This is a genomic window from Sanguibacter gelidistatuariae (genome assembly GCF_900096585.1).
In the GTDB taxonomy this organism is placed as follows: domain Bacteria; phylum Actinomycetota; class Actinomycetes; order Actinomycetales; family Cellulomonadaceae; genus Sanguibacter; species Sanguibacter gelidistatuariae.
Map to the genome: position 1 here is coordinate 163,603 of NZ_FMYH01000004.1, position 25,820 is coordinate 189,422.

At 70.0% G+C, this 25,820-nt stretch carries 21 protein-coding genes and 1 tRNA gene; 11 read left to right on the forward strand and 11 right to left on the reverse strand.

The window, feature by feature from the left end; all coding sequences use genetic code 11:
• Positions 1-67: 67 nt before the first annotated feature.
• The 8 genes from BLQ50_RS10720 (at position 68) to BLQ50_RS10755 (ending at position 10,357) form a co-directional block, all read left to right on the forward strand.
• Complete coding sequence (locus BLQ50_RS10720) at positions 68-1,261, forward strand: aminotransferase class I/II-fold pyridoxal phosphate-dependent enzyme (RefSeq protein WP_093183586.1); 1,194 nt, start codon at positions 68-70, stop codon at positions 1,259-1,261.
• Positions 1,258-2,448 (forward strand): PQQ-dependent sugar dehydrogenase, encoded by a 1,191-nt coding sequence (locus BLQ50_RS10725; RefSeq protein ID WP_245701105.1) that lies wholly within the window; start codon positions 1,258-1,260, stop codon positions 2,446-2,448. Before BLQ50_RS10720 ends, BLQ50_RS10725 begins: the two co-directional genes overlap by 4 nt.
• Before the next feature lie 87 nt (positions 2,449-2,535).
• Positions 2,536-4,182 (forward strand): methionine--tRNA ligase, encoded by a 1,647-nt coding sequence (metG, locus tag BLQ50_RS10730; protein WP_093183588.1) that lies wholly within the window; start codon positions 2,536-2,538, stop codon positions 4,180-4,182.
• A gap of 5 nt (positions 4,183-4,187) precedes the next feature.
• Entirely contained in the window at positions 4,188-5,105 is a 918-nt protein-coding gene (locus BLQ50_RS10735; RefSeq protein ID WP_093183589.1) for a TatD family hydrolase, read from the forward strand.
• A 178-nt stretch (positions 5,106-5,283) separates the two neighbouring features.
• Complete coding sequence (locus BLQ50_RS10740; protein WP_245701107.1) at positions 5,284-6,477, forward strand: resuscitation-promoting factor; 1,194 nt, start codon at positions 5,284-5,286, stop codon at positions 6,475-6,477.
• A 406-nt stretch (positions 6,478-6,883) separates the two neighbouring features.
• Positions 6,884-8,422 carry a resuscitation-promoting factor gene (locus tag BLQ50_RS10745; protein WP_175559102.1) on the forward strand — a complete coding sequence of 513 codons (1,539 nt, stop codon included), beginning with the start codon at positions 6,884-6,886 and terminating at the stop codon, positions 8,420-8,422.
• A gap of 46 nt (positions 8,423-8,468) precedes the next feature.
• Complete coding sequence (rsmA, locus tag BLQ50_RS10750) at positions 8,469-9,422, forward strand: 16S rRNA (adenine(1518)-N(6)/adenine(1519)-N(6))-dimethyltransferase RsmA (protein WP_093183592.1); 954 nt, start codon at positions 8,469-8,471, stop codon at positions 9,420-9,422.
• Positions 9,419-10,357, forward strand: coding sequence for a 4-(cytidine 5'-diphospho)-2-C-methyl-D-erythritol kinase (locus tag BLQ50_RS10755; protein ID WP_245701109.1), 939 nt, complete (start codon positions 9,419-9,421; stop codon positions 10,355-10,357). Before rsmA ends, BLQ50_RS10755 begins: the two co-directional genes overlap by 4 nt.
• Before the next feature lie 65 nt (positions 10,358-10,422).
• Here BLQ50_RS10755 and BLQ50_RS10760 read toward each other — a convergent pair whose 3' ends face one another.
• From BLQ50_RS10760 to BLQ50_RS10785, 6 genes are all read right to left on the reverse strand, one after another.
• Positions 10,423-12,207 (reverse strand): ABC-F family ATP-binding cassette domain-containing protein, encoded by a 1,785-nt coding sequence (locus tag BLQ50_RS10760; protein WP_093183594.1) that lies wholly within the window; start codon positions 12,205-12,207, stop codon positions 10,423-10,425.
• Positions 12,208-12,287: 80 nt separating this feature from the next.
• A complete protein-coding gene (locus BLQ50_RS10765) occupies positions 12,288-13,511 on the reverse strand; it encodes an ROK family protein (RefSeq protein WP_093183595.1) in 1,224 nt (407 codons plus the stop codon).
• Between the two features lie 88 nt (positions 13,512-13,599).
• Entirely contained in the window at positions 13,600-15,045 is a 1,446-nt protein-coding gene (locus tag BLQ50_RS10770) for a glycoside hydrolase family 5 protein (RefSeq protein ID WP_245701111.1), read from the reverse strand.
• A gap of 32 nt (positions 15,046-15,077) precedes the next feature.
• Positions 15,078-15,965 (reverse strand): carbohydrate ABC transporter permease, encoded by an 888-nt coding sequence (locus BLQ50_RS10775; RefSeq protein ID WP_093183598.1) that lies wholly within the window; start codon positions 15,963-15,965, stop codon positions 15,078-15,080.
• Positions 15,952-16,830 carry a carbohydrate ABC transporter permease gene (locus BLQ50_RS10780; RefSeq protein WP_093183599.1) on the reverse strand — a complete coding sequence of 293 codons (879 nt, stop codon included), beginning with the start codon at positions 16,828-16,830 and terminating at the stop codon, positions 15,952-15,954. The genes BLQ50_RS10775 and BLQ50_RS10780 overlap by 14 nt, the downstream gene beginning before the upstream one ends.
• Positions 16,831-16,887: 57 nt before the next feature.
• Positions 16,888-18,132 (reverse strand): extracellular solute-binding protein, encoded by a 1,245-nt coding sequence (locus tag BLQ50_RS10785; protein ID WP_093183601.1) that lies wholly within the window; start codon positions 18,130-18,132, stop codon positions 16,888-16,890.
• Between the two features lie 356 nt (positions 18,133-18,488).
• Here BLQ50_RS10785 and BLQ50_RS10790 point away from each other — a divergent pair, with 356 nt between their 5' ends.
• Both BLQ50_RS10790 and BLQ50_RS10795 read left to right on the forward strand, forming a co-directional pair.
• Positions 18,489-20,339 carry an ABC-F family ATP-binding cassette domain-containing protein gene (locus tag BLQ50_RS10790; RefSeq protein WP_093183602.1) on the forward strand — a complete coding sequence of 617 codons (1,851 nt, stop codon included), beginning with the start codon at positions 18,489-18,491 and terminating at the stop codon, positions 20,337-20,339.
• Positions 20,339-21,103: a hypothetical protein gene (locus BLQ50_RS10795; RefSeq protein ID WP_093183604.1), complete on the forward strand. Its 765-nt coding sequence runs from the start codon at positions 20,339-20,341 to the stop codon at positions 21,101-21,103. The genes BLQ50_RS10790 and BLQ50_RS10795 overlap by 1 nt, the downstream gene beginning before the upstream one ends.
• A 20-nt stretch (positions 21,104-21,123) precedes the next feature.
• Here BLQ50_RS10795 and BLQ50_RS10800 read toward each other — a convergent pair whose 3' ends face one another.
• The 5 genes from BLQ50_RS10800 to BLQ50_RS10820 all read right to left on the reverse strand — a co-directional run bounded on the left by BLQ50_RS10800 (position 21,124) and on the right by BLQ50_RS10820 (position 25,547).
• Positions 21,124-21,888, reverse strand: a complete 765-nt coding sequence (locus BLQ50_RS10800; RefSeq protein ID WP_093183606.1) for a DedA family protein — start codon at positions 21,886-21,888, stop codon at positions 21,124-21,126.
• Positions 21,889-22,070: 182 nt separating this feature from the next.
• A complete protein-coding gene (locus BLQ50_RS10805) occupies positions 22,071-22,577 on the reverse strand; it encodes a MarR family winged helix-turn-helix transcriptional regulator (RefSeq protein ID WP_093183608.1) in 507 nt (168 codons plus the stop codon).
• Positions 22,578-22,650: 73 nt separating this feature from the next.
• On the reverse strand, positions 22,651-23,856 hold the full coding sequence (locus tag BLQ50_RS10810) for an ABC transporter permease (RefSeq protein ID WP_093183610.1): 1,206 nt from the start codon (positions 23,854-23,856) through the stop codon (positions 22,651-22,653).
• Positions 23,853-24,818, reverse strand: coding sequence for an ABC transporter ATP-binding protein (locus tag BLQ50_RS10815; protein ID WP_093183612.1), 966 nt, complete (start codon positions 24,816-24,818; stop codon positions 23,853-23,855). Before BLQ50_RS10815 ends, BLQ50_RS10810 begins: the two co-directional genes overlap by 4 nt.
• A 123-nt stretch (positions 24,819-24,941) precedes the next feature.
• The gene (locus tag BLQ50_RS10820) at positions 24,942-25,547 is read right to left on the reverse strand and encodes a TetR/AcrR family transcriptional regulator (RefSeq protein ID WP_093183811.1); all 606 of its coding nucleotides are present in this window, start codon (positions 25,545-25,547) and stop codon (positions 24,942-24,944) included.
• 161 nt (positions 25,548-25,708) lie between these two features.
• Between BLQ50_RS10820 and BLQ50_RS10825 the strand changes: the two genes are divergently transcribed.
• Positions 25,709-25,780: transfer RNA gene (locus BLQ50_RS10825), tRNA-Gln, on the forward strand.
• Positions 25,781-25,820: the final 40 nt, after the last annotated feature.

A 25,820-nucleotide genomic window follows, 5' to 3' on the forward strand; every position in this document is an offset into this window, starting at 1 on the left:
GAGTGCGGGCGTCCAGCGGTGGTGAGATCTCCCGCCGCAGCGGGCTGCGCGGTATTACGCTTCCCCCATGCCCCGTGAGATCGAGTTCCGCCGCATCCCCGGCCTGCCGCCGTACGTCTTCACGATCATCGACTCGCTCAAGCTCGCGGCCCGCCGCGAGGGGCGGGACATCGTCGACCTCGGCTTCGGCAACCCGGACCTGCCGAGCCCGCAGATCGCGGTGGACAAGCTCGCCGAGGCCGCGCAGAACCAGCGCAACCACCGCTACTCCGCCTCCCGCGGGATCCCCAAGCTGCGCCAGGCGGTTGCCGACCTCTACCAGCGGCGGTTCGGCGTCACCCTGGACCCCGAGACCCAGATCATCTCCACGATCGGCGCCAAGGAAGGGTTCAGCCACCTCATGTGGGTCCTGCTGCAGCCCGGTGACGCGGCGATCGTGCCGACGCCCAGCTACCCCATCCACATCTGGGGCCCGTACTTCGCCGGCGCAGACGCCCGACAGGTGCCGATCGGCGACGGGGACGACGCCGCGGGCTTCATCGACCGGGTGATGGAGGCATGGGAGCTGGGCTGGCCCAAGCCGCGCGTCGTCGTGCTGTCCTTCCCGCACAACCCGACCACGACCATCGCCCAGCTCAGCGACCTGCAGCGGCTTGTGGACTGGGCGAAGGACCGCGACGTCGTCCTCGTGCACGACCTCGCCTACGCGGACATGAGCTTCGACGGGTGGACGCCGCCGTCGATCATGCAGTGTGAGGGCGCGACCGACGTCGCCGTCGAGCTCTACTCGATGACGAAGTCGTACTCGATGGCCGGCTGGCGGGTCGCCTTCCTCGTCGGGCGCGAGGACGTGGTCGGTGCGCTCGGCAAGCTCAAGAGCTACCTCGACTACGGGACGTTCCAGCCGATCCAGATCGCCGCGACGGTGACCCTCAACGAGGCCCTCGACTTCCCCGCCGAGGTCTCCGAGGTCTACGAGTCCCGCCGGAACGCGCTCTGCGACGGCCTGAACCGCATCGGCTGGGACATCACGAAGCCGGCGGGCACCATGTTCGTCTGGGCCCGGATCCCCGAGCCCTACCGGGCGATGGGGTCCATCGAGTTCGCCAAGCTGGTCATCGAGACCTGCGACGTGGCCGTTTCACCCGGCGTCGGCTTCGGTGCCGGAGGCGACGAGTTCGTGCGCTTCGCCCTGATCGAGAACGAGCACCGCATCGGTCAGGCCGTCAGAGGACTGAAAAAGGGGTTGACCCTGCTGTGACTGCTCCCGGACGGCGCACCGTAGCCATCGCGACGATGGTCGCCGTCTGCGCGCTCGCAGCCTGCTCGAACGACGACGACGCAGCCCCGGCCGCCACGTCGACGGCGGCCACCTCCACGAGCGCCGAACCCGAACCCGAACCCAGCGCCTCCGCGCCGGCCGGCTCGGACGTTCCGGCCGTGCCCGAGGTGACCGTCACGGTCACCGGGGCGGTCGCGACCGGCCTCGCCGCGCCCTGGGGCCTGGCCCAGCTGCCCGACGGCGCGTGGCTGGTCACCCAGCGCGACGACCATGCGGTCCTGATCGTGCGCCCCGGCGGCGCCCCGACGCCCGTCAGCGGCACGGGCGCCGACGACCTGCGGGACCGGACCGTGGGAGACGGCGAGGCCGGGCTGCTCGGCGTGGCCGTCTCCCCGACCTTCGCCGAGGATCACCTCGTGTTCGTCTACCGCACGGGCGAGTCTGGGAACGAGGTGCTCCGCGGCGAGCTCGACGGGGCCAGGCTCGGACCGCTCACCACGATCGTCAGCGACATCCCGGCGGCAGGCAACCACAACGGCGGCCAGCTGGCCTTCGGCCCCGACGGCTACCTCTACATCTCGACCGGTGACGCAGGCGATTCCCGCCACGCCCAGGACCCGGACTCCCTCGCCGGGAAGATCCTGCGGGTGACCGCAGACGGCAAAGTGCCCGCGGGCAACCCCGTCCCCGGCTCGCCGGTGTGGAGCCTGGGGCACCGCAACGTCCAGGGACTGGGCTGGTCCGCGGACGGGCGGATGTTCGCCTCGGAGTTCGGGCAGGACACCTTCGACGAGCTCAACCTCATCGTCGCGGGCGGCAACTACGGCTGGCCCGACGTCGAGGGGACCGGCGGCGAGGCCGACGGCTTCATCGACCCGCTCGTGACCTGGCCGACGTCGGACGCCTCACCGAGCGGTCTGGCCGTCACGGACGAGGGCGTGTACCTCGCGGGGTTGCGCGGGGAGCGCCTGTGGCGCCTGCCGCTCGCCGACCGCGGCGTGGGCGAGCCGCAGGAGCTGCTCGCGGGGGAGTACGGACGGCTGCGCGCCGTCGTGGCCAGCCAGGACGGCTCGCTTGCGGTCCTGACCAACAACACGGACGGGCGCGGCACCCCACGCGAAGGCGACGACCAGCTCCTCCTGCTCGCGGTCGCCCCGGCGTCCTGACGCCGCCCGCGGGAGGCCGCGACCGGCGTCGTCCACAACGACGGACTCTGATTCTGGCTGGTCGCAAGACGCCTTAACATTGGCTGCATGGCTCACGACGAGAACGCAGCGCCCGCTGGGGCGCAGTCCTTCTACCTCACCACGCCGATCTACTACGTGAACGACGCCCCGCACATCGGGCACGCGTACACGACGGTCGCCGGGGACGTCCTGACCCGCTGGCACCGCCAGCGGCAGGAGAACGTGTGGTTCCTCACCGGGACCGACGAGCACGGGCAGAAGGTCATGCGTACCGCCGAGGAGAACGGGGTCACCCCGCAGGAGTGGGCCGACCGCCTCGTGGAGTCGTCCTGGAAGCCGGTCCTGGAGACCCTGGACGCGCGCAACGACGACTTCATCCGCACCACCCAGCCGCGCCACACCGAGCGGGTCCAGGCCTTCATCCAGGGCCTGCACGACAAGGGTGAGATCTACGCCGGCTCCTACGAGGGCCCGTACTGCGTGGGCTGCGAGGAGTACAAGCTCCCCGGTGACCTCATCGACGGGACGGGGGAGTACGAGGGCCTCAAGCTCTGCCCGATCCACTCCAAGCCGGTCGAGATGCTCTCCGAGCAGAACTACTTCTTCAAGATGAGCGCCTATGCCGACCGGCTGCTCGCTCTCTACGAGGCCCACCCCGAGTTCGTCCAGCCGGCGAGCGCCCGCAACGAGGTGCTCGCCTTCGTCAAGGGCGGCCTGCAGGACCTGTCGATCTCCCGCAACACCTTCAACTGGGGCATCCCTATCCCCTGGGACACCTCCCACGTGCTCTACGTGTGGTTCGACGCGCTGCTCAACTACGCGACCGCCGTCGGACTGGACTCGCCCGATGCGGGCGACCAGGAGCGCTTCGCGGCGCTGTGGCCGGCGAACGTGCACCTGGTCGGCAAGGACATCCTGCGCTTCCACGCGGTCATCTGGCCGGCCATGCTCATGGCCGCCGGGCTGCCGCTGCCCAAGACGATCTTCGCCCACGGCTGGCTGCTGGTGGGCGGGGAGAAGATGAGCAAGTCCAAGCTCACCGGCATCGCCCCGAGCCAGATCATCGACGAGTTCGGTTCGGACGCCTTCCGCTACTACTTCATGCGGGCGATCCCCTTCGGCCAGGACGGGTCCTTCTCGTGGGAGGACCTGGCCGCGCGCTACAACGCCGAGCTGGCCAACGGCTTCGGCAACCTCGCCTCGCGGGTCGCGGCGATGATCGTCAAGAACTTCGGTGGCTCGCTGCCGCGGACCGGGTCGATCAGCGACGCCGAGACGGCGCTCGCGGGCGTCGCGGCGAAGGCCGTGGCCGACGCCGAGGCCGCGATCGACAAGATCTCCCCGAACGAGGCGATCAATGCGATCTGGACGCTCGTGGACGCGACCAACATGTACCTCACCGAGACCGAGCCGTGGAAGGTCGCCAAGCTCCCCGGTGAGATCGGCGAGGGCGGCCTGGGTGTGGAGGGCGGTCGCCTGGCGACCATCCTGGTGACCTCGGCCGACGCGCTGCGGACCCTGGCGATCCTGCTCAACCCGGTCATTCCCAAGGCGGCCGAGGGTCTGTGGACCTCGCTCGGCGCTCAGGCTCAGCTCGGCCCGCTCGGCGCGCAGCCGGTCCAGACCGCGGCGACCTTCGGGACGCTCGCACCGGGAACCCAGGTGACCAAGGTTCCGTCGCTGTTCCCCCGGCTGGACGACGCCAAGGCCTGAGCGACGTGGGCAAGAAGCGTGAGCGCGACCTGAGCTGGCCGCCCGCCCCGGCGGCGCTGCCTTGGCCGGTTGTGGACAACCACACCCACCTGGAGTCCATCCCCGACGTCCTGCCCGACGGCGCGCCGGTGCCCGCCGTGGCCGACCTCCTGGCCGCGGCGCGCGCCGTCGGCGTCACGCGGATGGTCCAGGTCGGCTGCGACCTGCCCGCCGCACGGTGGACCGACCGGGCGGTGCTCGGCCACCCCGAGCTGGTCGGGGCCGTCGCGATCCACCCCAACGAGGCACCGCTGCACGCCGGCATGCTCGACGTCGGCCCGGACGGGCTGGTGCCCGCCCAGGCCGAGCGGCACGGCGTCGGGCTGGACGAGGCGATCGCCGAGATCGCTGCGATCGCCCGCGGCAACGACCGGATCCGGGCGATCGGGGAGACCGGGATGGACCTCTTCCGCACCGGTGACCTGGGCCTGGCCGCTCAGCGGGAGTCCTTCCGCGCGCATATCGCGCTCGCCAAGGAGCTGGGTCTCGCACTGCAGATCCACGACCGCGACGCCCACCAGGAGGTCCTGGACATCCTCGCGGCCGACGGCGCACCCGAGCGGACGGTCTTCCACTGCTTCTCCGGGGACGCGGAGATGGCCCGGCTGTGCGCAGGGCAGGGCTGGTTCCTGTCCTTCGCCGGGCCGGTGACCTTCGGAGCCAACAACGAGCTGCGCGCGGCGCTGCGGGCGACCCCGTTGGCCCAGGTGCTCGTGGAGACCGACGCGCCCTACCTCACCCCGCACCCCTTCCGCGGCCGCCCGAACGCGCCCTACCTGGCCGCGCTGACCATGGCGACGATCGCTTCGGTCCAGGACGTGCCCCTCGAGCAGGCCTGCCGCGCGATCGACGCCACCTCCGAGCAGGTGTACGGCCCGTGGTGAAGGGCGGGCAACCACCCGGCCCACGGTGGTTGAGTTCGGGCCAGGATGTGCCGATCATGTCTGGAGAGGGCCGAGCCCGCCCGGCGACCGGGTGGCGGACCCGCCGGACTATGAACGCGACGACCGACCGTGCCAGACTGTGCGCAAGCACCCGAAGCTGTGGAGAGGGATACCCGGCGTGAGCTCGAAAGACCGGATCAGCGGCCAGCGCCGCCCCGTCCACAGCCCCGTCCGACGCGTGGTCCAGGGAGCCGTCCTGGTGGCCCTGGTGGCCGCTACGACGGCCTTCACCACGATGCACAAGACGATCACGATCGAGATCGACGGTGACGTCCGGACGGTCTCGGCCTTCGGCAGCACCGTCGGGGACGTGCTGGCCGGCCATCAGGTGACCATCAGCGCCGAGGACGTGGTGTTCCCCTCCGCGGCGAGCGCCGTCTCCGACGGAGACCTCATCGTCGTGCGGACCATGAAGACGGTCGACCTCGAGATCGACGGCGCGCCGCAGTCCATCCAGTCCACGGCCCTCACGGTGGGTGAGGTTCTTGATGAGATCGGACCGCGCACCGACGGTGCGAGCGTGTCGGCGTCCCGGAGCGAGGCGCTCGGGCGCGCGCAGCTGAAGATCTCCACGGTCAAGAACGTGACGATCGCGATCGACGGCCAGCAGATCGCCGTCGTGACCACCCAGGAGAGCGTGCGTGACGTGCTCGCGACCGCCGGGGTGATCCTCAACCCCGGGGACATGGTCTCTGTCGAACTCACCAGCCCGGCCGCCGACGGCCAGGTCATCACGATCGGCCGCGCGGGGGAGAGTGCCACCTCGGTCTCGGAGGTGCTGCCGTTCACGGTCGAGGAGGTCCAGGACCCCAAGCTCGTCGTCGGTCAGCGGATCGTCAAGCAGGCGGGCAAGCTGGGCCAGGCGGTCACCACCTACGACGTGACCCTCGTTGACGGCGTGGAGACAGCGCGCACCGTCGTCGCCCAGCAGGTGACCGTCGCGGCGCGCAACGAGATCGTCCACATCGGCACCCTGGAGCTGCCCGACCCGTCGCTCGTGAGCGTCGATCCGGGGACGGCGCGGGCGCTGGGGCAGGCGATGGCCCTCGAGAAGGGCTGGGGCGACGACCAGTACGCCTGCCTGGAGTCGCTGTGGACCAAGGAGAGCAAGTGGAGCGTCACCGCGGCCAACGCCTCGAGCGGAGCCTATGGCATCCCGCAGGCCATGCCCGGGTCGAAGATGGCCAGCGTGGGGGCTGACTGGCGCACGAACGCCGCGACCCAGATCACCTGGGGCCTCGGCTACATCCAGGGCCGTTACGGCACCCCCTGCGACGCGTGGGCCCACTCCAAGAACAAGGGCTGGTACTGACCCCTCTGCTGGACCCCCGGCCCCGTCGAACACGCCCCCTCCGCTGAGTGCACGATTTTGTACGCCACACGCCGTCGCGAGACGCGCATTTTCGTACACTCAGCGGGGTTGGCGGGGGAGGGGAGGGCGGCCCGAGGCAAGCAGAAACGCCCAAACACGGTGTGAAGATCGCGTGCATGACTTGGCGCATGGTCACGGATCGGTTACGGTCGAACGTCGCCAAGGTGTTTTTCTGTGAGGTCCCACGACCGGACAGGCCCTGGCGATGCAGGTGAGAACGGACGGTTTCTACCGTCTGACGCTCGCTTGCGACGGCCGGATCAGAATCGACGTGGAGCCCCTCGGGGCGGCGGTGCAATCCCGCAGCCACAGTTCTGTGCCCGGATGGATCCACGTCTGGACACTCGTGAAAAACCCCTTCAGCGCTTCCTCCGCACGCTCCGGCGCGCGTACGACGAAGCCTGGTGAGACTCTCAACCTCGCCGACGCCGCATCAACCCCCGCATGGACCCTCTCCTCAGACAGCGTCGAACCTGACGCACCCAGCCACACCAGTGGCCGCACGAGGCGCCGCACCTGGCCGATCATCGCCGGTGGACTGGCCTTAGCCCTCGTCGCAGGCGGTTCCGCAGTGTATGCGACCGCCCACAAGACCATCACCCTGGACGTCGACGGCAACGTCCAGACCGTCTCGACCTTCGCCGGTTCCGTCGAGGGCCTGCTCTCCGAGCGTGGCATCACGGTCGGCGCGGACGACGTCGTCGCCCCGTCGAAGAACGCCGAGCTGAGCGACGATGCCGACGTCGTGGTGCGCTATGCGCGTGAGATCACCCTCCAGCAGGACGGCGTGGCCACGACCATCACCACGACCGCGGTCGACGCCGACGAGTTGCTCGCCGCCTATGCCGGCCGCGCCGACGAGGTCAGCCTCGTCGCATCCCGGTCTGCCGGTGACGGGCGTGTTGACCTCGGTCTGCGTCTCTCTCTCGAGGGCCCCGTCCAGCTCAAGGTGGACGGCGCGGTCACCGAGGTGCCCAGCGGCGCCACGGACGTCTCCGAGGTCCTCACGGACCAGGGTGTCGAGCTCGGCGAGCTCGACCGGGTCTCGGTTCAGCACGTCCCCACCGCAGAGGCGCTCGTCGCCCAGCAGCAGCTCGCCGACCGTGAGGCCGCCCAGGCGGCTGCAGCAGCTCCGGCAGCAGACGCGGCAGCGCTCGAGGTCGACCCGGCTGCATTTGCCGCAGACGCCGCAGACCCGGCGGCCCCCGCGGAAGACCCGGCGGCGGCTGAGCCGTCCACCGAGGCCACCCCGGACGTCATCACCGACCCGCGCCTGGACGACACCGAGCTCGCGATCGTCGTCAACCGCGTGACTGTGGCCGAGCAGACCGTCGACGCGGCGATCCCCTTCGAGACGGTCACAGAGGACGACTCCACCCGGTACAAGGACCTCGCGGCCAAGACCAAGGTCGAGGGCGTCGAAGGCCAGCAGAGCACCGTCTTCTCCGTCACCACGGTCGACGGCGTCGAGGAGTCCCGCACGCTCGTCTCGGACACGGTGGCGCTCGCCCCCGTGACCAAGGTGGTCGCCCAGGGAACCAAGGAGCGCCCGAAGGTCGTCACGCCGAAGGCAGCGGCACCAGCCGCCACCGCGACCACCACAGAGGGCGCAGCCGCAGCCGCGCCCGCCCCAGTCGTGGCCACCGGTGACGTGTGGGGCAAGCTCGCCCAGTGCGAGTCCGGCGGGAATGCCTCGATCATCTCGAGCAACGGGCTGTACCACGGCCTGTACCAGTTCACGGTCGGTACGTGGCAGTCTCTCGGCGGAACGGGTCTGCCCTCGCAGGCCAGCGCCGCGGAGCAGACGCGCCTTGCGCAGGCCCTCCAGGCCCGCTCCGGATGGGGACAGTGGCCTGCCTGCTCGTCCAAGCTCGGACTTCGCTGACGGTCACCTGACGCAGCACCGCGGTTGAACCTTTAGGCTCATCCGTATGACTGATACCTCGAACGCCCTGCTCGGTCCGGCACAGATCCGCGACCTGGCGGGGCGTTTGGGCGTCCGGCCCACCAAGACCCTGGGCCAGAACTTCGTGCACGACGCCGGGACGGTGCGCAAGATCGTCCGTGCGGCCGGGCTCACGCCGGGCCAGCGCGTCGTCGAGGTCGGCCCGGGTCTCGGGTCGCTGACCCTCGGCCTGCTCGAGGCCGGCATGAGCGTCGTCGCGGTCGAGATCGACCCCGTGCTCGCCGCCCAGCTGCCGGACACGATCGCGACCATGGCCCCCGAGCGCGCCGGCGACCTCACCGTCATCCTGCAGGACGCCCTCACGGTCAAGGAGCTGCCCGGCCCGCCGCCCACCGCGCTCGTCGCGAACCTGCCCTACAACGTCGCCGTCCCGGTCCTGCTGACTTTCCTGGAACGCTTCGACACCCTTGAGCGCGTGCTCGTCATGGTCCAGGCCGAGGTCGCCGACCGGCTCGCCGCCCCGCCGGGGAACCGGACGTACGGCATCCCCTCGGTCAAGGCAGCCTGGTATGCCACGGCCCGGCGCACCGCGACCATCGGACGCTCAGTCTTCTGGCCGGTGCCCAACGTCGACTCCGCGCTCGTGCTGCTCGAGCGCCGCGACCACCCGCAGACCCTGGCCACCCGCAAGCGGGTCTTCCAGGTCGTCGACGCGGCCTTCGCCCAGCGTCGCAAGACCCTGCGCGGCGCGCTGGCCGGTCTCGCCGGGTCCCCGGCACTGGCCCAGGAGGCCCTCGAGGCCGCCGGCGTCGACCCGGGAGCACGCGGTGAGCGGCTGACCGTCGTGGAGTTCGCCCGGATCGCCGAGGCCCTCGACGCCGCGGCGGCGGCCCGCGCCGCAGCGCCGGTCGCAACGCCAGCCGCAACGCCCGGCGCGCCCGTCGCAACCCCAGCTGCCCCCGGCCCCGCAGACCTGTGACCACGCTCAAGCACCTGTCGAGCGTGGGCGTGAGCCCGCGCTCGGTCCTCGTCCGGGCGCCGGGCAAGGTCAACCTGTCCCTGCACGTGGGCCCCGTGGGCGAGGACGGCTACCACCCGCTCGTGACGGTGTTCCAGGCGGTCTCCCTCTACGAGGAGGTCGTGGCCACGGTGTCGGACACGTTCACCCTCGAGGTCCTCGGCCCCGGGGCCGAGCTGGTCCCGACCGACGACACCAACCTCGCCCTGCGGGCCGCCCGCGCCCTCGCCGAGCACACCGGTGTGCGGCAGGGCGCCCACCTCGAGATCATCAAGGGTGTGCCGGTCGCCGGCGGCATGGCGGGCGGGTCCGCCGACGCCGCGGCCACGCTCGTCGCACTCGACGCGCTGTGGGGGACCGGCCTGGGCCGCGAAGAGCTGTCCTCGGTGGCCGCCCGCCTCGGCGCGGACGTCCCCTTCGCCCTCGCCGGGCACACGGCCGTAGGCACTGGTCGCGGTGACACGCTGACCCCGGCGATGGTCCACGGGCAGTTCCACTGGGCCTTCGCGCTGCGCAGCGCGGGTCTGTCCACCCCCGCGGTCTTCCAGCACTTCGACTCCGTCGCCGACCCCGGCCACGACATGCCGGACGGCGCCGACACCGAGCTCATGGCCGCCCTGCGCGCCGGCGACGCCGAGCGCCTGGGCCGGGCGCTGTCCAACGATCTGGAGGGCTCGGCCCTCGACCTGGCCCCCGACCTGGCTGAGACGATGGCCGTGGCCCGGTCTGCCGGTGCGCTCGGTGTCGTCGTCTCCGGCTCGGGGCCGACGGTCGCCGCGCTGGGGCGTAGCCGCCAGCACGCCCTCGCCATCGCGGCCGCGCTGACGATCGCCGGGGTGTGCGAGTCCGTGGTGTGCGCCTCGGGGCCGGTCCCCGGCGCCCGCGTCGTCGGCTAGGTCCGGCTGGCTCAGGAGCCAGCCGGACGTGGAATAGGTGGCCGAGGAGCGGACCAGCCGTGGAGTCAGTCCGCCAGGTGCGCGAGCGTCATCCACCGCTCCTCGAGCGTGGTCACCTCGGCCTGGAGCGCCTTGAGCTGGTCGTTGAGCGCGGTCAGCCCCGTGAAGTCCTCCAGGTCGTGCGCGGCCATGGTGGCGTGCAGCGCGGTGATCTGGTCCGACGTCTTGGTCAGCTTGCGCTCGACGGCCCCGAGCTCCTTGCGGGCGGTCCGCGACTCGGCACTTGAGCTCGGCGCCGCGGCCGAGGACTTGCCGGTCGTAGTCACCGAGGACTTGCCGGTGACCGGGCGGGCCTTGAGGATCTCGAGATACTGGTCCACCCCGCCGGGGACGTTGCGGAACTCCCCGTCCAGGAGCGCGTACTGCTGATCGGTCACCCGCTCGAGCAGGTACCGGTCGTGGGAGACGACGAGGAGCGTGCCGGGCCAGGAGTCCAGCAGGTCCTCCATCGCGGCGAGCATGTCCGTGTCGAGGTCGTTGGAGGGCTCGTCGAGGATGAGCACGTTGGGCTCGTCGAGGAGGATGAGCAACAGCTGCAACCGGCGGCGCTGGCCACCCGAGAGGTCCTTGACCAGGGTCGAGAGCTGCGCGCTCGTGAAGCCCAGGCGCTCGAGCAGCTGCCCCGGGGTCATCTCCTTGCCGCCGGCGACGTAGGAGGTGCGGTACTGGGCGATGACCTCGCTCACGCGGTCCGAGGCGATGTCCTCGAGCTCGGCGAGCTGCTGGGTGAGTGTGGCGAACTTGACGGTCTTGCCGCGCTTGACCCGGCCGGTCGTCGGCTGGAGGTCTCCCGTGACGAGAGCGAGCAGGGTCGACTTGCCGGCGCCGTTGACGCCGAGGATCCCGGTCCGCTCACCCGGGCCGATCAACCACGTGACATCCTTGAGGACCTGCTTGTCCCCATAGCTCACGGACACGTCGACGAGGTCGACGACATCCTTGCCGAGCCGTGAGGTGGCCATCTGGGCGAGCTCGACCGAGTTGCGCGCGGGCGGCTCGTCCGCGATGAGCTGGTTGGCGGCGTCGATGCGGAACTTGGGCTTGGCGGTGCGGGCGGGGGCGCCGCGGCGCAGCCAGGCGAGCTCCTTGCGCATGAGGTTCTGGCGCTTGGACTCGCTCGCGGCCGACATCCGGTCGCGCTCGACCCGCTGGAGGATGTACGCGGCGTACCCGCCCTCGAAGGGCTCGACGATGCCGTCGTGCACCTCCCACGTGGCGGTGCAGACCTCGTCGAGGAACCAGCGGTCGTGGGTCACCACGAGCAGCCCGCCCGCGTTCACACCCCAGCGACGGCGCAGGTGGGCGGCGAGCCAGGTGATCGCCTCGACGTCGAGGTGGTTGGTCGGCTCGTCGAGGAAGAGGACGTCGTCGTCACCGACGAGGAGCGCGGCGAGCGCGACGCGGCGACGCTGACCACCGCTCAGCTCGCCGATCAGGCCGTCCCACGGCAGGTCGGTCACCAGGCCCGTGATGACGTCGCGGATCTTGGGGTCGCCGGCCCACTCGTGCTCGGGGGTCGACCCGACGATCGACTCCGCGACGGTGCGCGCGGAGTCGAGGGTGTCGCGCTGGTCGAGGACGCCGATGCGCGTGCCGCCGCGGGTGGTGACGCGCCCTGCGGTCGGTTCGAGGCGCCCGGCGAGCATCGCGAGCAGGGAGGACTTGCCGTCGCCGTTGCGTCCGACGATGCCGATCCGGTCACCCTCGTTGATGCCGACGGTCACCGACTCGAAGACGAGCTTGGTGGGAAAGGACAGGCGCAGCGATTCGCCGCCGAGGAGGTGGGCCATAGGACAAGCCTAGGTGCCAGAACGGGGAAGTCGTGCCGGGGTCGGCCGTACGCCGCGTCCCGGCACGCGGCAGGTGCAGTTCAGTCTGGGGCGTCGGCGATGAGGGCCTCGACAGGCATGAGTGCCGATCCGAGCGCGACTGTGTCCCCGCCGAACGTCGAGGTGAACAGCTCGAACTGAGCGCCCAGACGGGTGAGCGCGTTCGCCCGGATAGCGGTCTCGATCTGCAGCGCGCACGTCTCCATGAGGCGCAGGCCCACCCACCCGCCGACGACGATCCGCTGCGGGTTCGTGAGGTTGACCATGCCGCCGAGCGACGCACCGAGTGTGTCGATCACGTCGTCGAGCACCGTGCGTGCGGCCGGTTCCCCGGCGTGGGCGGCGTCGATGAGGGCGCCGAGCGCGCCCCAGCCTGTCCCGTCGAAGGTGCCGCCGAGCTCGCGCCAAGCCTCGAGGATCGCGTCCGCGCCGACGTACGCCTCGATACAGCCGAGGTTGCCGCAGCGGCACGGGCGCCCGCCGCGGACGATCTTCGTGTGGCCCCACTCGCCGGCGCTGCCCGAGGCCCCGACAGCGAGCTTGCCGTCGGCGACGACCCCGAGGCCCGAGCCGCGCCCGAGCAGGACGACGAGCGCGTGCTTGACGCCGCGGGCCGCCCCGAACCACAGCTCGGCCTTGGCCTGGGTCTTGGCGCCGTTCTCGGCGTAGACGGGCACGTCGGTGCGGATGAGGTCCTCGATGGGGACGGCGGGCCAGCCCAGGCTCTGCGCGTACAGCGTCTGGCGGCCGTCCGGCGCCGTCTCGACGAGGCCGGGCAGCCCGAGGCCGATCCCGAGCAGCCGCTCCGATGCCTCGGGGTTGCGGGCGCGCAGGGCGTCGACGGCCTCGCCCAGCTCGAGCGCGATCCGCTTCGGGGTCTCGGGCGCCCCGCCGCCGCGGAACTCGCGGTCGACGCGGCGCATGGAGAGGTCGAACAGCTCGACGGCGACGCCCCGCTCACCGATGTCCGCGCCGATCGCGTACGCGCTGTCGGGGCAGGGGGCGATAAGCGTGATGGGGCGTCCGCCGCGCGACGAGATCGAGCCTGTCTCGTGGACGAGACCGTCGCCGATGAGCTCGGCGACGAGGTTCGTCGCCGACGCTGCGGACAGGTCGCACTCCTTGGCGATCGTCGCCCGGGTGGTCTCCTGGGACAGAATGATCTGTTTGAGCACGGCGGCCCGGTTCCGCTGGCGCAGCGAGGTGACTGTGGAGGCCTTCGGGACGGCCAGCACAGGCCTGCTCGCGGGTCCGTCGTCGCTCATGGTGGTCCGACGATACCAGCGGTCCTGCGCACCTCCCGTCGCCCGGCCGATTGTCCCGGCCCGGCGCTCCGCAGTCCCCTCGCCCACCTCAGGCCTCGAGCACGTCGAGGCCGCGCAGCTGCGCCGTGGCCGTCGCACGGATGACGAGCCTGTCGCCCGCCCAGCGCGTCTCGAACGCGTCGGGCGTCGAGCTGTCGAGCTGCACCCCGGCCGGTTCGGACTCGAGCGGGTACTCAAGCTCCTGGCCAGCTACGAGCGAGACGGGCATGAGCTCGTCGTGCGCGTACAGCTCGCCTGCGGTGTGGTGCCAGATTCCGTTCGACCCGTCGGCCGGGGTCTGGATGGTGAAGCGGGTGGGGGCTGTCGGGTCGGCCTCGACGTACCCCCACGCTGGCAGGTGCAGCGGGGGGCGGCCGAACAGCGCGTTGACGACGAGTGGGTGCGGCGTGCACCTCTCGAGCGCGACGTTGTCGAGGAACGCGTCGAGGATGCGGTCCGCGACCTCGGGCGGCGGGGTGCCGGCGGGGTCGTTGACAAGCTCCCACCCGTCGGGGCGGACCGCCGAGACTGGGGAGGTGAGGGTGTCGAGCTTCTTCCACGGCCAGAAGTTCCAGCCGATCCCGTGCTGCTCGTACAGGCGAGTGGCCGTGTAGATCCACTCGGGGGTGTTCTCGCCGCCCTCGCCCATGTAGATGGGCAGCTGGAGCCGGTCGCGGACCTCGAGGTACTCGGCGATGCTCGAGTGCTCGGGCGGGCACCAGTACCTGTGGAACTGGAGCACGGAGTTCGGGTCGATGACCGACGTGAAGATTGACCAGTTGGTCGCCCAGTGCGAGCCCTCGTACATGATGAGGTGGTCGGTGTCGATCTCGCGGATCGCGGCCGTGAGGTCGACGTAGAGCGCGATGAGCTCGTCGGCGTAGATGTGCTGCCACTCGTTGGGCAGCGGCTCGTTCAGCAGGTCGTAGCCGAGCACCGACGTGCGGTCCTTGTAGCGACGGGCGATCTCCTGCCACAGTGCGATCGTCTGCGCGCGGAAGCGCTCGTCCATAAAGAGCTCGGGCTTGCCGTGCTCGGAGTCGTCGATGTTCGTGCCGGTCTGCCCCCCGGGGGCGCCGTGCAGGTCGAGGAGGATCCACAGGTCGTGCTTCTCGCACCACTCGATCGCGCGGTCGATGTACGCGAAGCCGTCTTCACGGAACGTGCCGTCGTCGTGGAGCACCCCGCGCGCGTTGATCGGCAGGCGGACGTGGTCGAAGCCAAGCTCGGCGATCCGGGCGATGTCGGCCTCGGTGACGAACACGTCGCGGAACCGGCGCCAGAACGTCTCGGCGCTCTCGGCGCCGACGAGGTCGCGCACGCGGCCCTCGATCTGGCGCGGGGAGCTCATGTCGTCGCCGAACTTCCACATGTACCCCTCAGCGAGGAGCCAGTTGCCCAGGCCGACGCCGCGGAGCAGGAGGGGGGTCCCGGAGCCGTCGACGATGTCCGTCCCGCGGACGTGGACGTAGCCGGAAGAGCGTGAGGGTGTCACGGAGTGGTATCTCTCTCTCATTTTTCGAGGCCTCATTTGAGGCCGGACAGGGCGAAGCCCTGGACAACGAAGCGTTGGAAGGCGACGAACACGACGAGGATCGGCACGACCATGAGCGTGGCTGCGGCCATCTGCAGGGACGGGTTGGAGGCGATCTGCTGGTTGAGCAACGAGATCCCGACCGAGAGCGTGTAGTAGCGCTCGTCGTTGGCGATGATGAGCGGCCAGAGGAAGCTGTTCCAGCCCGCGATGAACGTGAGCACGACCTGCACAGCGAGGATCGGCTTGGACATGGGCAGGATGATCCTGGCGAACACCCTGGCTTCGCCAGCACCGTCCATGCGTGCGGCCTCGAGGATCTCGGTCGGGATGGTCGTCATGAACTGGCGGAAGAGAAACACGCTGAAGCCCGTCACGAGGCTCGGCAGCGCGACTCCGACGAGCGTGTTCGTGAGCTTCATGCCGTTGAGGATGAGGTAGGTCGGGATCATGGTGACCTGGACCGGGATCATCATCGTCACGAGCACGAGGAAGAACAGCGGCTCGCGGCCCCGGAACGAGAACTTGGCGAACCCGTAGCCGGCCATCGCCATGAACACGAGGCCGACCATCGAGATGGCGACGATGATGAGCGTGTTGACGAGGTAGCGGCCGAAGTCGAGGTCCTGGAAGAGCTGGACGAAGTACTCGAACGTCGGCTCCTTCGGCAGGATCTGCGGCGGATATGCGACGGACTCGCTGCGTGGCTTGACCGACGTCGCGACCATCCACAAGAACGGGAAGGCCGTGACGAGGGCGCCGACGCCGAGCACAGCGCCAACGAGCACAGTGAGTCGACGTCCGCGGGGCTTGGGCGTGCGGACCTGCGGGGTGGTGCGACGACGGGCGGGCGGTGCCGGGGCGAGCTCAGTAGTCGACATCGGTCCTCCTGGCTCGGAGCTGGACGAGGGTGATGATCGCGATGATCGCGAAGAGGACGACCGAACCGGCGCTCGCGTAGCCGAACTTGCTCGCGGAGAAGCCGGTCTGGAACAGGAACAGCGAGATGCTCGTCGACTCACCGAGCGGACCGCCCTTGGTGAGGACGAACGGCTCGTCGAAGAACTGCAGCCACGCGATGACCGTGGTGATCGTCACGAAGAAGATCGCGAAGCGCAGCAGCGGGATGGTGATCGAGACCGTCTTGCGCCAGGCCGAGGCGCCGTCGAGCTCGGCGGCCTCGAGGTACTCCTTGGGGACGCCCTGCAGTGCCGCGAGGAAGATGATGATGTTCAGGCCCGTACCGCGCCACACGGCGACCAGCGCGACGGAGAACTTCACCATCGTCGGGTCGCTCAACCACTGCACGGGTCCCACGCCGACGAGTGACAGCAGGTAGTTGAACAGCCCGAACTGGGTGTTGTACAGGTAGCCCCAGACGAGGGACACTGCGACGATCGCGGTGATCGCGGGGACGAAGTAGAACGACCGCAGGGCTTTGAAGAACCGGCTGCCACTGCGGTTGAGCAGCAGCGCGATGGCGAGCGACAGAATGATGACTGACGGCACGCCGAACACGGCGAAGAGGCCGGTGTTCCGCATGGCCTGCCAGAACGCCGCGTCACCGAAGAGCTGGGAGTAGTTGTCGACGCCGACGAAGCTGATCCGGGACCAGTCGCCGAGGCCGGCGAGGTTCATGTCGGTGAAGCTCACGAAGGTGGCCACGAGGATCGGCAGCACACCGAAGGCGACCAGCAGCAGGGTGGCTGGTGCGATGAAGACGTAGGGGGTGATGCGAGGTCTCATTGTTCTCCTCCGGACGGACGCGCGGGGCTGGCCCCGCGCGTCCGTGCCAGTCGGTGGTCAGCTGACGGAGGTGTCACCCGTGGCTTGGAACAGGGTGTCCAGGGTCGACGCGCGGTCTGCGCCTGTGAGGACGATCGAGTTGAGCGCGTCGAGCAGTGCCTTTCCGGTCTCACCGTCCCAGCTCGGCACGAGCGGCAGCAGCCTCGAGTCGGCGAGCTGGGCGGCATAGACGGCGGTGATCGGATCGCTCAGCAGCGTCGGGTCGGCGAGGGCGGCCTTGCTCGTGGGGAGCTGACCGTCCGCGGCGTACCACGCGAGCTGGGTCTCGGGGGTGGAGAGGAAGTCGAGGAGCTTGAGCGCACCCTCGGTGTTACCGCTCTTGCCCCACACACTGAGGTTGGAGCCGGCGAGCAGCGACGTGTGGTCGACGGATGCGGGCACGGGAGCGACGGACCACTTCCCCTCCAACTCAGGAGCGGCGGCCGAGATCGCGTTCGCGAGGTAGGGGCCGGAGATGACCATCGGTGTGATGCCAGACGTAAAGCCCTGCGTCTGATCGAAGTCGGCGTTCGTCGGGACGCTGCCGTCCGCGTACAGACCGGCGTAGATGTCGACGGCAGCCTCGAACTCAGGAGTGTCGAAGTTGATCGTCTGGTCGGTGGTCAGGATGTCACCGCCGTTGCCCCACGTCATGATGACGGGCAGCGAGCTGTCCCACTGCGGCACGTAATAGCCGTACTGGTCGACACCGCGGTCGCTGAGGACCTTGGCGTCGGCGCGCAGTTCGTCCCACGTGGTGGGGGGCGCGGTGATGCCGTTCTCCTCGAGGATGTCGGTCCGGTAGAAGAGCACGCGGGTGTCGCTCACCCACGGGACGCTCACGACCTCGCCGCCGATCGCCGTGGCGTCGCCGGCCACGCCATCGATGAAGCCATCAGCCGCGAGGTTCGGGTAGTCGGCAATCGTGGTCTCGTCGAGGGGGAGCAGCGCGCCGCTGTCCGCGAAGGTCCGCAGCTTGGAGATGCCGATCTGCAGGACGTCCGGGCCGTTGCCCGACGCGACGGCCGTGGTGAAGCGCTGATCGATGCTGTCCCAGGGGACGGCCACGGTCTTGACCGCGATGCCGGTGTCCTTGGTGAACGGTGCGACGAGGGTGTCGAAGTTTGCCGAGCTGTCACCCATGACCCAGACGGTGAGGCTGCTGGCGTCGGCTGGGGTGTCTCCGTTGCTCGAGCACGCGGACAGGGCGAGCATGCTGACGGCCGCCAGACCGGCGACCCACGGGGTGCGGGATCTCATCATTGAGGTGTTCCTTCCAAGCATCTTCAGGTGTGCGCCAGGCGGGGGGAGCCCAGCGGGGTGTGTATGGAGCGTCCGGCCTGCACAACAGCGGCAGGGGAGTGTTGATGGATCACAACCCTTTCTCCAAGGCTTAGCGTAAGCCATAGCGGATGTGTGTGCAACGGACTCAGCACGGGTGGTCACCCAGGGCGCTCGGCCGGAACACGCGCGGGGCGACGAGCTGAAGAGCTCAATGCTCGACCCCGCACACGATCTTCTTGAGACAATGGCTTGGTGAAGCTGCCAGCATGGCCTCACGACCGAGGCCATCCCGACGCCCCGACCTGATCTGACACATCCTTCGACGGAAGAAGCACATGGCTCACCTCTTGGGCGCCCACGGACTGCGCGTCGTGGCTGTCACCCGCGTGCTGCTCGACGGCGTCAGCCTCGGCATCGAGGACGGCGACCGGATCGGGGTCGTCGGTCCCAACGGCGCCGGGAAGTCCACCTTGCTGCGCCTGCTCGCCGGCAAGATCCTGCCCGACGACGGCCGGGTCACCCGGGTGGGCGGGCTCGACGTCGGCATGCTCGACCAGCGCGACGAGCTCATGCCCGGGCTCAGCGTGCGCCGTGTGGTGCACGGGGACGCGGACGAGCACACGTGGGCGATGGACGCGGCGATCCGCTCGGTCCACGCGGGTCTGCTCGCCGACCTCGACCTCGATCAGGAGGTCGACGCGCTCTCGGGCGGGCAGCGCCGCCGGGTCGCGCTCGCCGCGCTGCTCGTGGCCGACCACGACGTGATCTTCCTCGACGAGCCCACCAACCACCTCGACGTCGAGGGGGTCGACTGGCTGGCCACCCACCTGCGTGAGCGCTACGCCCGCCCCGGCGCGCGCGGCGCGCTCGTCGTCGTGACCCACGACCGCTGGTTCCTCGACGCCGTGTGCACCCGGATGTGGGAGGTCACCGGCGACGGGACGGGAGCGGTCGAAGGGTACGACGGCGGCTACGCGGCCTACGTGCTGGCCCGCGCCGAGCGTGCCCGCATGTCCCAGATGACCGCCGACAAGCGTGACAACCTCCTGCGCAAGGAGCTCGCGTGGCTGCAGCGCGGGGCACCCGCGCGCAGCTCGAAGCCGAAGTTCCGCCTCGACGCCGCCGCGGCGCTGATCGCCGACGAGCCCGCCCCGCGCGACCAGCTCGAGCTCACCCGGATGGCGACCAAGCGCCTGGGCAAGGACGTGCTCGACCTCGAGGACGTGTCCCTGCGGGTGCCGAACGCCGACGGCTCCCCGAACCCTGAGGGCACGGTGCTCTTTGACGACGTGACCTGGCGGGTGGGCCCGGGCGACCGCTACGGCGTGGTCGGCGTCAACGGCGCGGGCAAGACGACGCTGCTCAAGCTGCTCTCGGGACGCGCCCAGCCGGATACCGGCCGCATCAAGCGTGGCAAGACGATCGAGATCGCCGAGCTCACCCAGGACGTCGACGAGCTCGACGAGGTCGGCGGGCTGCGGGTGCTCGAGGTGATCGAGCAGGAGAAGCGCACGGTCGCGGTCGACGGCAAGGAGCTCAGCGCCGACCAGCTCGTCGAACGCCTCGGCTTCACCCACGAGCGGTCCTCGACCTTCGTGCGCGACCTCTCCGGCGGGGAGCGCCGCCGTCTGCAGCTGCTGCGCCTGCTCGTGGGGGAGCCGAACGTGCTGCTCCTGGATGAGCCGACGAACGACCTCGACACCGACACCCTGGCCTCCCTGGAGGACCTGCTCGACGGGTGGCCCGGGACGCTCATCGTGGTCTCCCACGACCGGTACCTGCTCGAGAGGGTCTGTGACCGTCAGGTCGCCCTGCTCGGCGATGGCATGATCCGGGACCTGCCCGGAGGGGTCGAGCAGTATCTCGAGCTGCGGCATGCGGCGATGGCCGCGGCCGCTGACGCCGGGTCGGGCGCTCCATCCGTGGGGGCCGCCGCGGGGGCTGACGGTCCGGGGGAGGCGGCGCCGAGCGGCGCGCAGGTGCGCGCGGCGAAGAAGGAGATCAACCGCATCGAACGGCGGCTGAACAAGATTGCCGAGCTCGAGGCGAAGATCCACGACAAGATGGCTGCCCAGGCGACCGACCACGGCGCGGTGACGGTGCTCGACGCCCAGCTGCGGGCGCTGGCCGAGGAGAAGGAAGTCCTCGAGACCGAGTGGCTCGACCACGCAGAGATCGCCGGCTGATGGCACGGCGCACGGCGGAGAGCGCCGACGACGCGGGGCACCGTTCCGACCTGCTTCCGGACGGTCTCCCGGGAGCGGAGACGGACACCCGGAGCGCCGGCGCGCGGGCGCGGTGGCGGGTGCTGGCGATCGTCCTCGCCCTGGTCGTGGGCGCTGGGGTCCTCATCGGCGGGGTGGTCGCGCTCGTGGTGCGGGTCGGTGTCGGGAGCTCGGCCCAGGACTCCGCGCCGGGGGCCTCGGTCAGCTCGTCGTCCTTGGACGGGTCACCGGTCGATCCGGCGGTCGCCGCCGTCGTCGCCGACTTCGAGACCTTCGCCCGCGGGCTCGACGGGGTGAGCGATGCCGATGGCGCCGTCTCCGTCGACGTGGCCGGTGACTCGGCTGGAGGCGTTCCGCGCGGTGCGGCCGAGGTGCTCCTTGCAGGCGATGGATGGGAGCAGGCAGACGCCCTCGCCGCGGCGCTGACCGGCTGGACGAGCGCCGCCGAGGCTGAGGGGCGAGTCGTGCTGGACGTGCGACTCACCACGGCGGACGGGTCGGTCGAGCTCTCCCGCGACGGGTCGGCGAACGCCCCGCGCCTCGCTGTGGTCCATGCCGTGGCCGGCGACGACGAGGTCGACACTTTCTCGATCGGATCGAGCCGGGTCGACCTGATCCTGGTCCCCGGCGCGGCCCAGGCTCCGGCGTTGGAACGCTGGAGAGCCCTCGTAGCCGAGATCGCACCGACCATGGCCGTGACCGTCCGCAGCGCCGAGACCAGCTGACCGCACCGGGTCCTTGCTGGCTACGCGCGGGGCTTGTCGGTGGGGTCGGTGTGGTCGGTGTGGACGATCGCGGGGGTGATCGTGACGATGCCCGCGGCGGCGGCGCCAGCCACCGCGACGTCGGGCAGACCGGTCGCTGCGTTGCGGCGAGCCTGCATGCTGGACCGGAAGTAGTGGATCAGCATCGGCACCAGGGTGAGCGCCACGGCGCCGAGGATGACGACGTCGATGTACTTCTCCGCGTAGGTGCTCACCCAGCTGATCCCGCCCAGCAGATACCCGAGCATGACCAGGCCCGCGCCCCAGATGGCCGCGCCGATGAGGTTGTACAGGGAGTATCGGCGGTAGTTCATGTGCGCCACCCCAGCCGCGACGGGGGCGAAGGTACGGACCACCGCGATGAACCGGGCGATGATCACCGCGGGGCCGCCGAAGCGGTCGAAGAACATGTTCGTCCGCTCGACGTTCTTGATGCTGAACAGCCCGGACTCTTTGCGCTCGAAGACCTTGGGGCCGAGCCGGTGGCCGATGAGGTATCCGACCTCCCCGCCGAGGAAGGCCGCGACCACGATCGCCAGGCAGACCCAGACGATGTCGATGCTGATCACCCCGGTGTGGGTGAGCAGTCCGGCGAAGAACAGCAGCGTGTCACCGGGGAGCAGGAAACCTACAAGCAGCCCGGTCTCGGCGAAGACGATGAAGCAGATCCCTAGCAGCGCCCACGGTCCGAGCTGGGGAATGATCGTCACCGGGTCGAGCCACGGGATGAGTGAGGCGTGAACCATGTGGTGATTCCCTGTCTGACGAATGTGATCGGGGAGTTGGGCGGGTAGACACGTCGTCGGGTCCTATTGGTCAACGCGTGGCGGCCGGGAATCGTCCCCGCCGCCACCAATTCTTTCTCTGAGCGCCCTGCGCCGCCCGAGGAGCGGGCAGGCCGCAGGCCCCGTCGCCGGCGAGTGCAGACTCACGACAGGTTGTCGAACTGCGCCACGAGCCTACGCAGGAGATCGGCGATCGCGGGTTCGTCGGCCGGGTCCAGGACCGCCAGGACCTCGTGCTCGACGGCGAGCAGGTCGCTGAACGCGGCGTCCACGCGGGTCAGGCCGGTCTCGGTGAGGCGGACGAGCACGCCGCGGCGGTCATCGGGGGACGGCGCACGCACGACGAGGCCGCGCGCCTCGAGCCGGTCGATGCGGTTGGTCATGGTTCCCGAGGTCACCATGGTCTGGGTGACCAGTGCCCCGGGGGACAGGACATGAGGTTCACCCGCCCGGCGCAGCGCGGCGAGCACGTCGAACTCCCACGGCTCGAGCTCGTTGCGCGCGAAGGCACCGCGGCGGGCGTGGTCGAGGTGGTGGTCGAGCCGGCTGACCCGGGACAGGACGGCCAGCGGGGAGACATCCAGGTCAGGGCGCACCCGAGTCCATGCCGCGATGATGCGGTCGACCTCGTCCTCGTGCCCGGAATGCATGCCCTCAGATTACTTGACGTCAAGAGTCTTGACGGACGCAGACCGTTGCAGACGACCCAGCACGCAGTGCGCCCTACCCAGCACGCAGTGCGTCCTTGAGCTTGACCCGCACCCCGGTGCGCAGCACGGCGTTGGAGTAGATCCGGCCCGCGAACCATACGAGCGCCGGGATCACCGCGATGTTGATCGCCAGGACCGCGGCGACCTGCCAGCCCGGGACAGTCCCCAGGGCGACCCGGATCGGCATGATGAGCGGCGACGTGAACGGCAGCCAGGACAGCCACTGCACGAGCGGGCTGTCCGGGGCCCATGGGGCGATCGAGACGCCTACGATGTACGGCGCCATCATGAGCATGAGGATCGGCATGGTCACGGAGCCAACCTCCTCCTGGCGGGAGACCAGGGCCCCGGCCGCGGCGAAGAGCAGCGCGAACATCGTGAAGCCGACGAGGAACCAGACGATCACCCACAGCGCCGTGGCACCGAGGTTGACGTCCATCGTCTTGGTCAGCCCGAGGACGGTCGCGCTGCCCGCCCCCGCGCCGACCAGAACGAGCACCTGGATCAGTCCGATCGCACCGATACCCAGGACCTTGCCGGCCATGAGCTGCCACGGCCGGACGGTCGCGAGCAGGAGCTCGACCACCCGGCTCGTCTTCTCCTCGACGACCCCCTGGGCGACCATCTGTCCGCAGATCTGCAGGCTGATGAACAGCAGGATCCCGACGATGTACCCGGAGAGGATCTGGGAACCATCGACCTCGCGAGGGGGATCGAGGGAGACGACGTCGACATGGGCCTTGGCGACCGCCGCACCGACCGTGCTCGGGTCCCCGCCGAGCTCGCTGATCTGGTCGGCGAGGGCAGCCTGCTGGGCCAGGACCGAGAACGCCGAGGCGAGGGTTGTGTCAAGCTCGGACCTGGCGATCACCTGGAAGCTCTCGGGGGTGCCCACGACGAGGGCGTCGAGGGTCTTGTCGGCTACCTCCGCGCGTCCGGCGTCCTCGGTCACAGTGCTCAGCTCGACCGTCGCGCCGAGGGTCGCCGCGGTCGAGACGAGCGTGTCTCCCAGAGGCTGGGTCTGGGAGGTCACGCCGACCTGCAGGATCTTCTCGGACTGGCTGATGAACTTGGCGGCGACGACCCCGGCGAGGATCAGCACGACGAGGACGACCGTGCTCCAGATGAAGGACTTCGCAAAGATGCGCTGCCGGATCTCGCGACCGGCGACCAGTCGGACGCCGCTCCAGCCGGAGACGGAACTGGCGTCGGCGCTCATGCGGGTGTTCCTTCGCTCGTGCGGGCGTCGCGGGCGGGGGTGGTCCCGCCCGCGACGGGCTGGGCGGTGTCGTCCCGGCTGACCGCGTGCCGGAACAGCTCGGTCAGGGACGCGCGCTGCGGGGAGAACTCGTGGACGGGACCGGCGGCCAGGGCCGCGCGAAGCACGGGCTGCTCGGCTCCGGGGGTGTCGGGTACCTCGAGCACGGTCCGGCTGCCTTCCCGGGAGATCACATGGACGCCGGGCAGGGCCGAGATGTCAGGCAGGGCTGGGGCGTCCAGGAGCCAGCGTGGCGCGGTCGTCGAGCGCAGCTCGTCGACCGACCCGACGGCGACCATCGACCCGGCACGGATGATCCCCACCCGGTCGCACAGCCGCTCGACGAGCTCGAGCTGATGGGAGGAGAAGAGGACCGGTGCTCCCGCGTCGGCGCGCTCGCGCAGGACCGTGCTCATGACGTCGACGGCGACCGGGTCGAGCCCGGAGAAGGGCTCGTCGAGCACGAGGATCTGCGGGTCGTGGACGAGGGCGGCGGCGAGCTGGACGCGCTGCTGGTTGCCGAGGGAGAGCTTCTGGACCTCGTCACCGCGGCGGGCGTCGACGCCGAGCTTCTCGGTCCAGTGCTCCATCGACACCCGTGCGGCATTGGCGTCCAGGCCGTGCAGCCGGGCGAGGTAGACGAGCTGCTCGCCGACCTTCATCTTCGGATAGAGGCCACGTTCCTCAGGCATGTACCCCACACGCCGCCGACCGTCGAAGCCCAGCGGTGACCCGTCCCAGCGGACCTCACCGGAGTCGGCAGACAGGACACCTAGCGCGATGCGCATGGTCGTGGACTTCCCGGCGCCGTTGGATCCGACGAAGCCGAAGATCTCACCCGCCTCGACCGAGAAGGACAGGGAATCCAGGGCTCGCAGACTCCCGTAGGTCTTGGTGAGACGGTCGATCTCGAGCGCTGGCATCTGGTCCTCACACGTCATCGGGCTTTTGCGGGAATGCTTCACCTAATCGCATCGGTGCGCTCGCTGGCAAACGGGGCAAGCATACGGACACGCCGCGACCGGCCCGAGGTGCGCACCTGGCCCTCAGGTACCCGCGGCGGTCGGCAGCGACGGCCGCCGCTCGAGCCCGGACAGCCCGTTCCAGGCCAGGTTGACCAGGTGCGCGGCCACCTCGGCCTTCTGCGGGTGGCGGGCGTCGAGCCAGTACTGCCCGGTGAGGGCGACCATGCCCACGAGCATCTGGGCGTAGATGGGCGCGATCCCCGGGTCGAGGTCGCGCCGCTTGAACTGGTCCGCGAGCAGGTGCTCGACCTGCGTGGCGACATCGCCGATCAGGCTCGAGAACGTGCCGGTCGCCTGGGCGACGGGTGAGTCGCGGACGAGGATCCGGAAGCCGTCCTCGTTGGTCTCGATGTAGGTCAGCAGTGCGAGCGCGGTGCGTTCGAGCAGCACCTTCGGGTGGCCGCCAGCCGTCAGCGCGCCCGTGAGCGCCAGGGTGAGGGCCGAGATCTCCCGGTCGACGACAACCGCGTAGATGCCCTCCTTGCCGCCGAAGTGCTCGTACACAACCGGCTTGGACACCTCCGCGCGGGCGGCGATCTCCTCGACGCTCGTGCCCTCGAAGCCCTTCTGGGCAAAAAGGGCGCGGCTGACGACGATGAGCTGCTCACGGCGTTCTTTCGCCGTCATTCGGGAGCGGGGGGTGCGTTTGCTGTCGGAGGCCACGGGTCCATCATGCCGGACCCACGGTTCGGTCAGCGTTTGGCGCAGCCGAAAATCCTGGCAGAATGGGCATCGAAACCCGCAGTCCCTCAGCGTCACGCGCTGCGCACCGGCCCGTCGGTTTTCATTCCGCCTTGGTGTAATCGGCAGCACAAGGGTTTTTGGTGCCCTTGGTCCAGGTTCGAGTCCTGGGGGCGGAGCGCGCGTCACGATATGTGGCGTCACACATGGCAGACGATC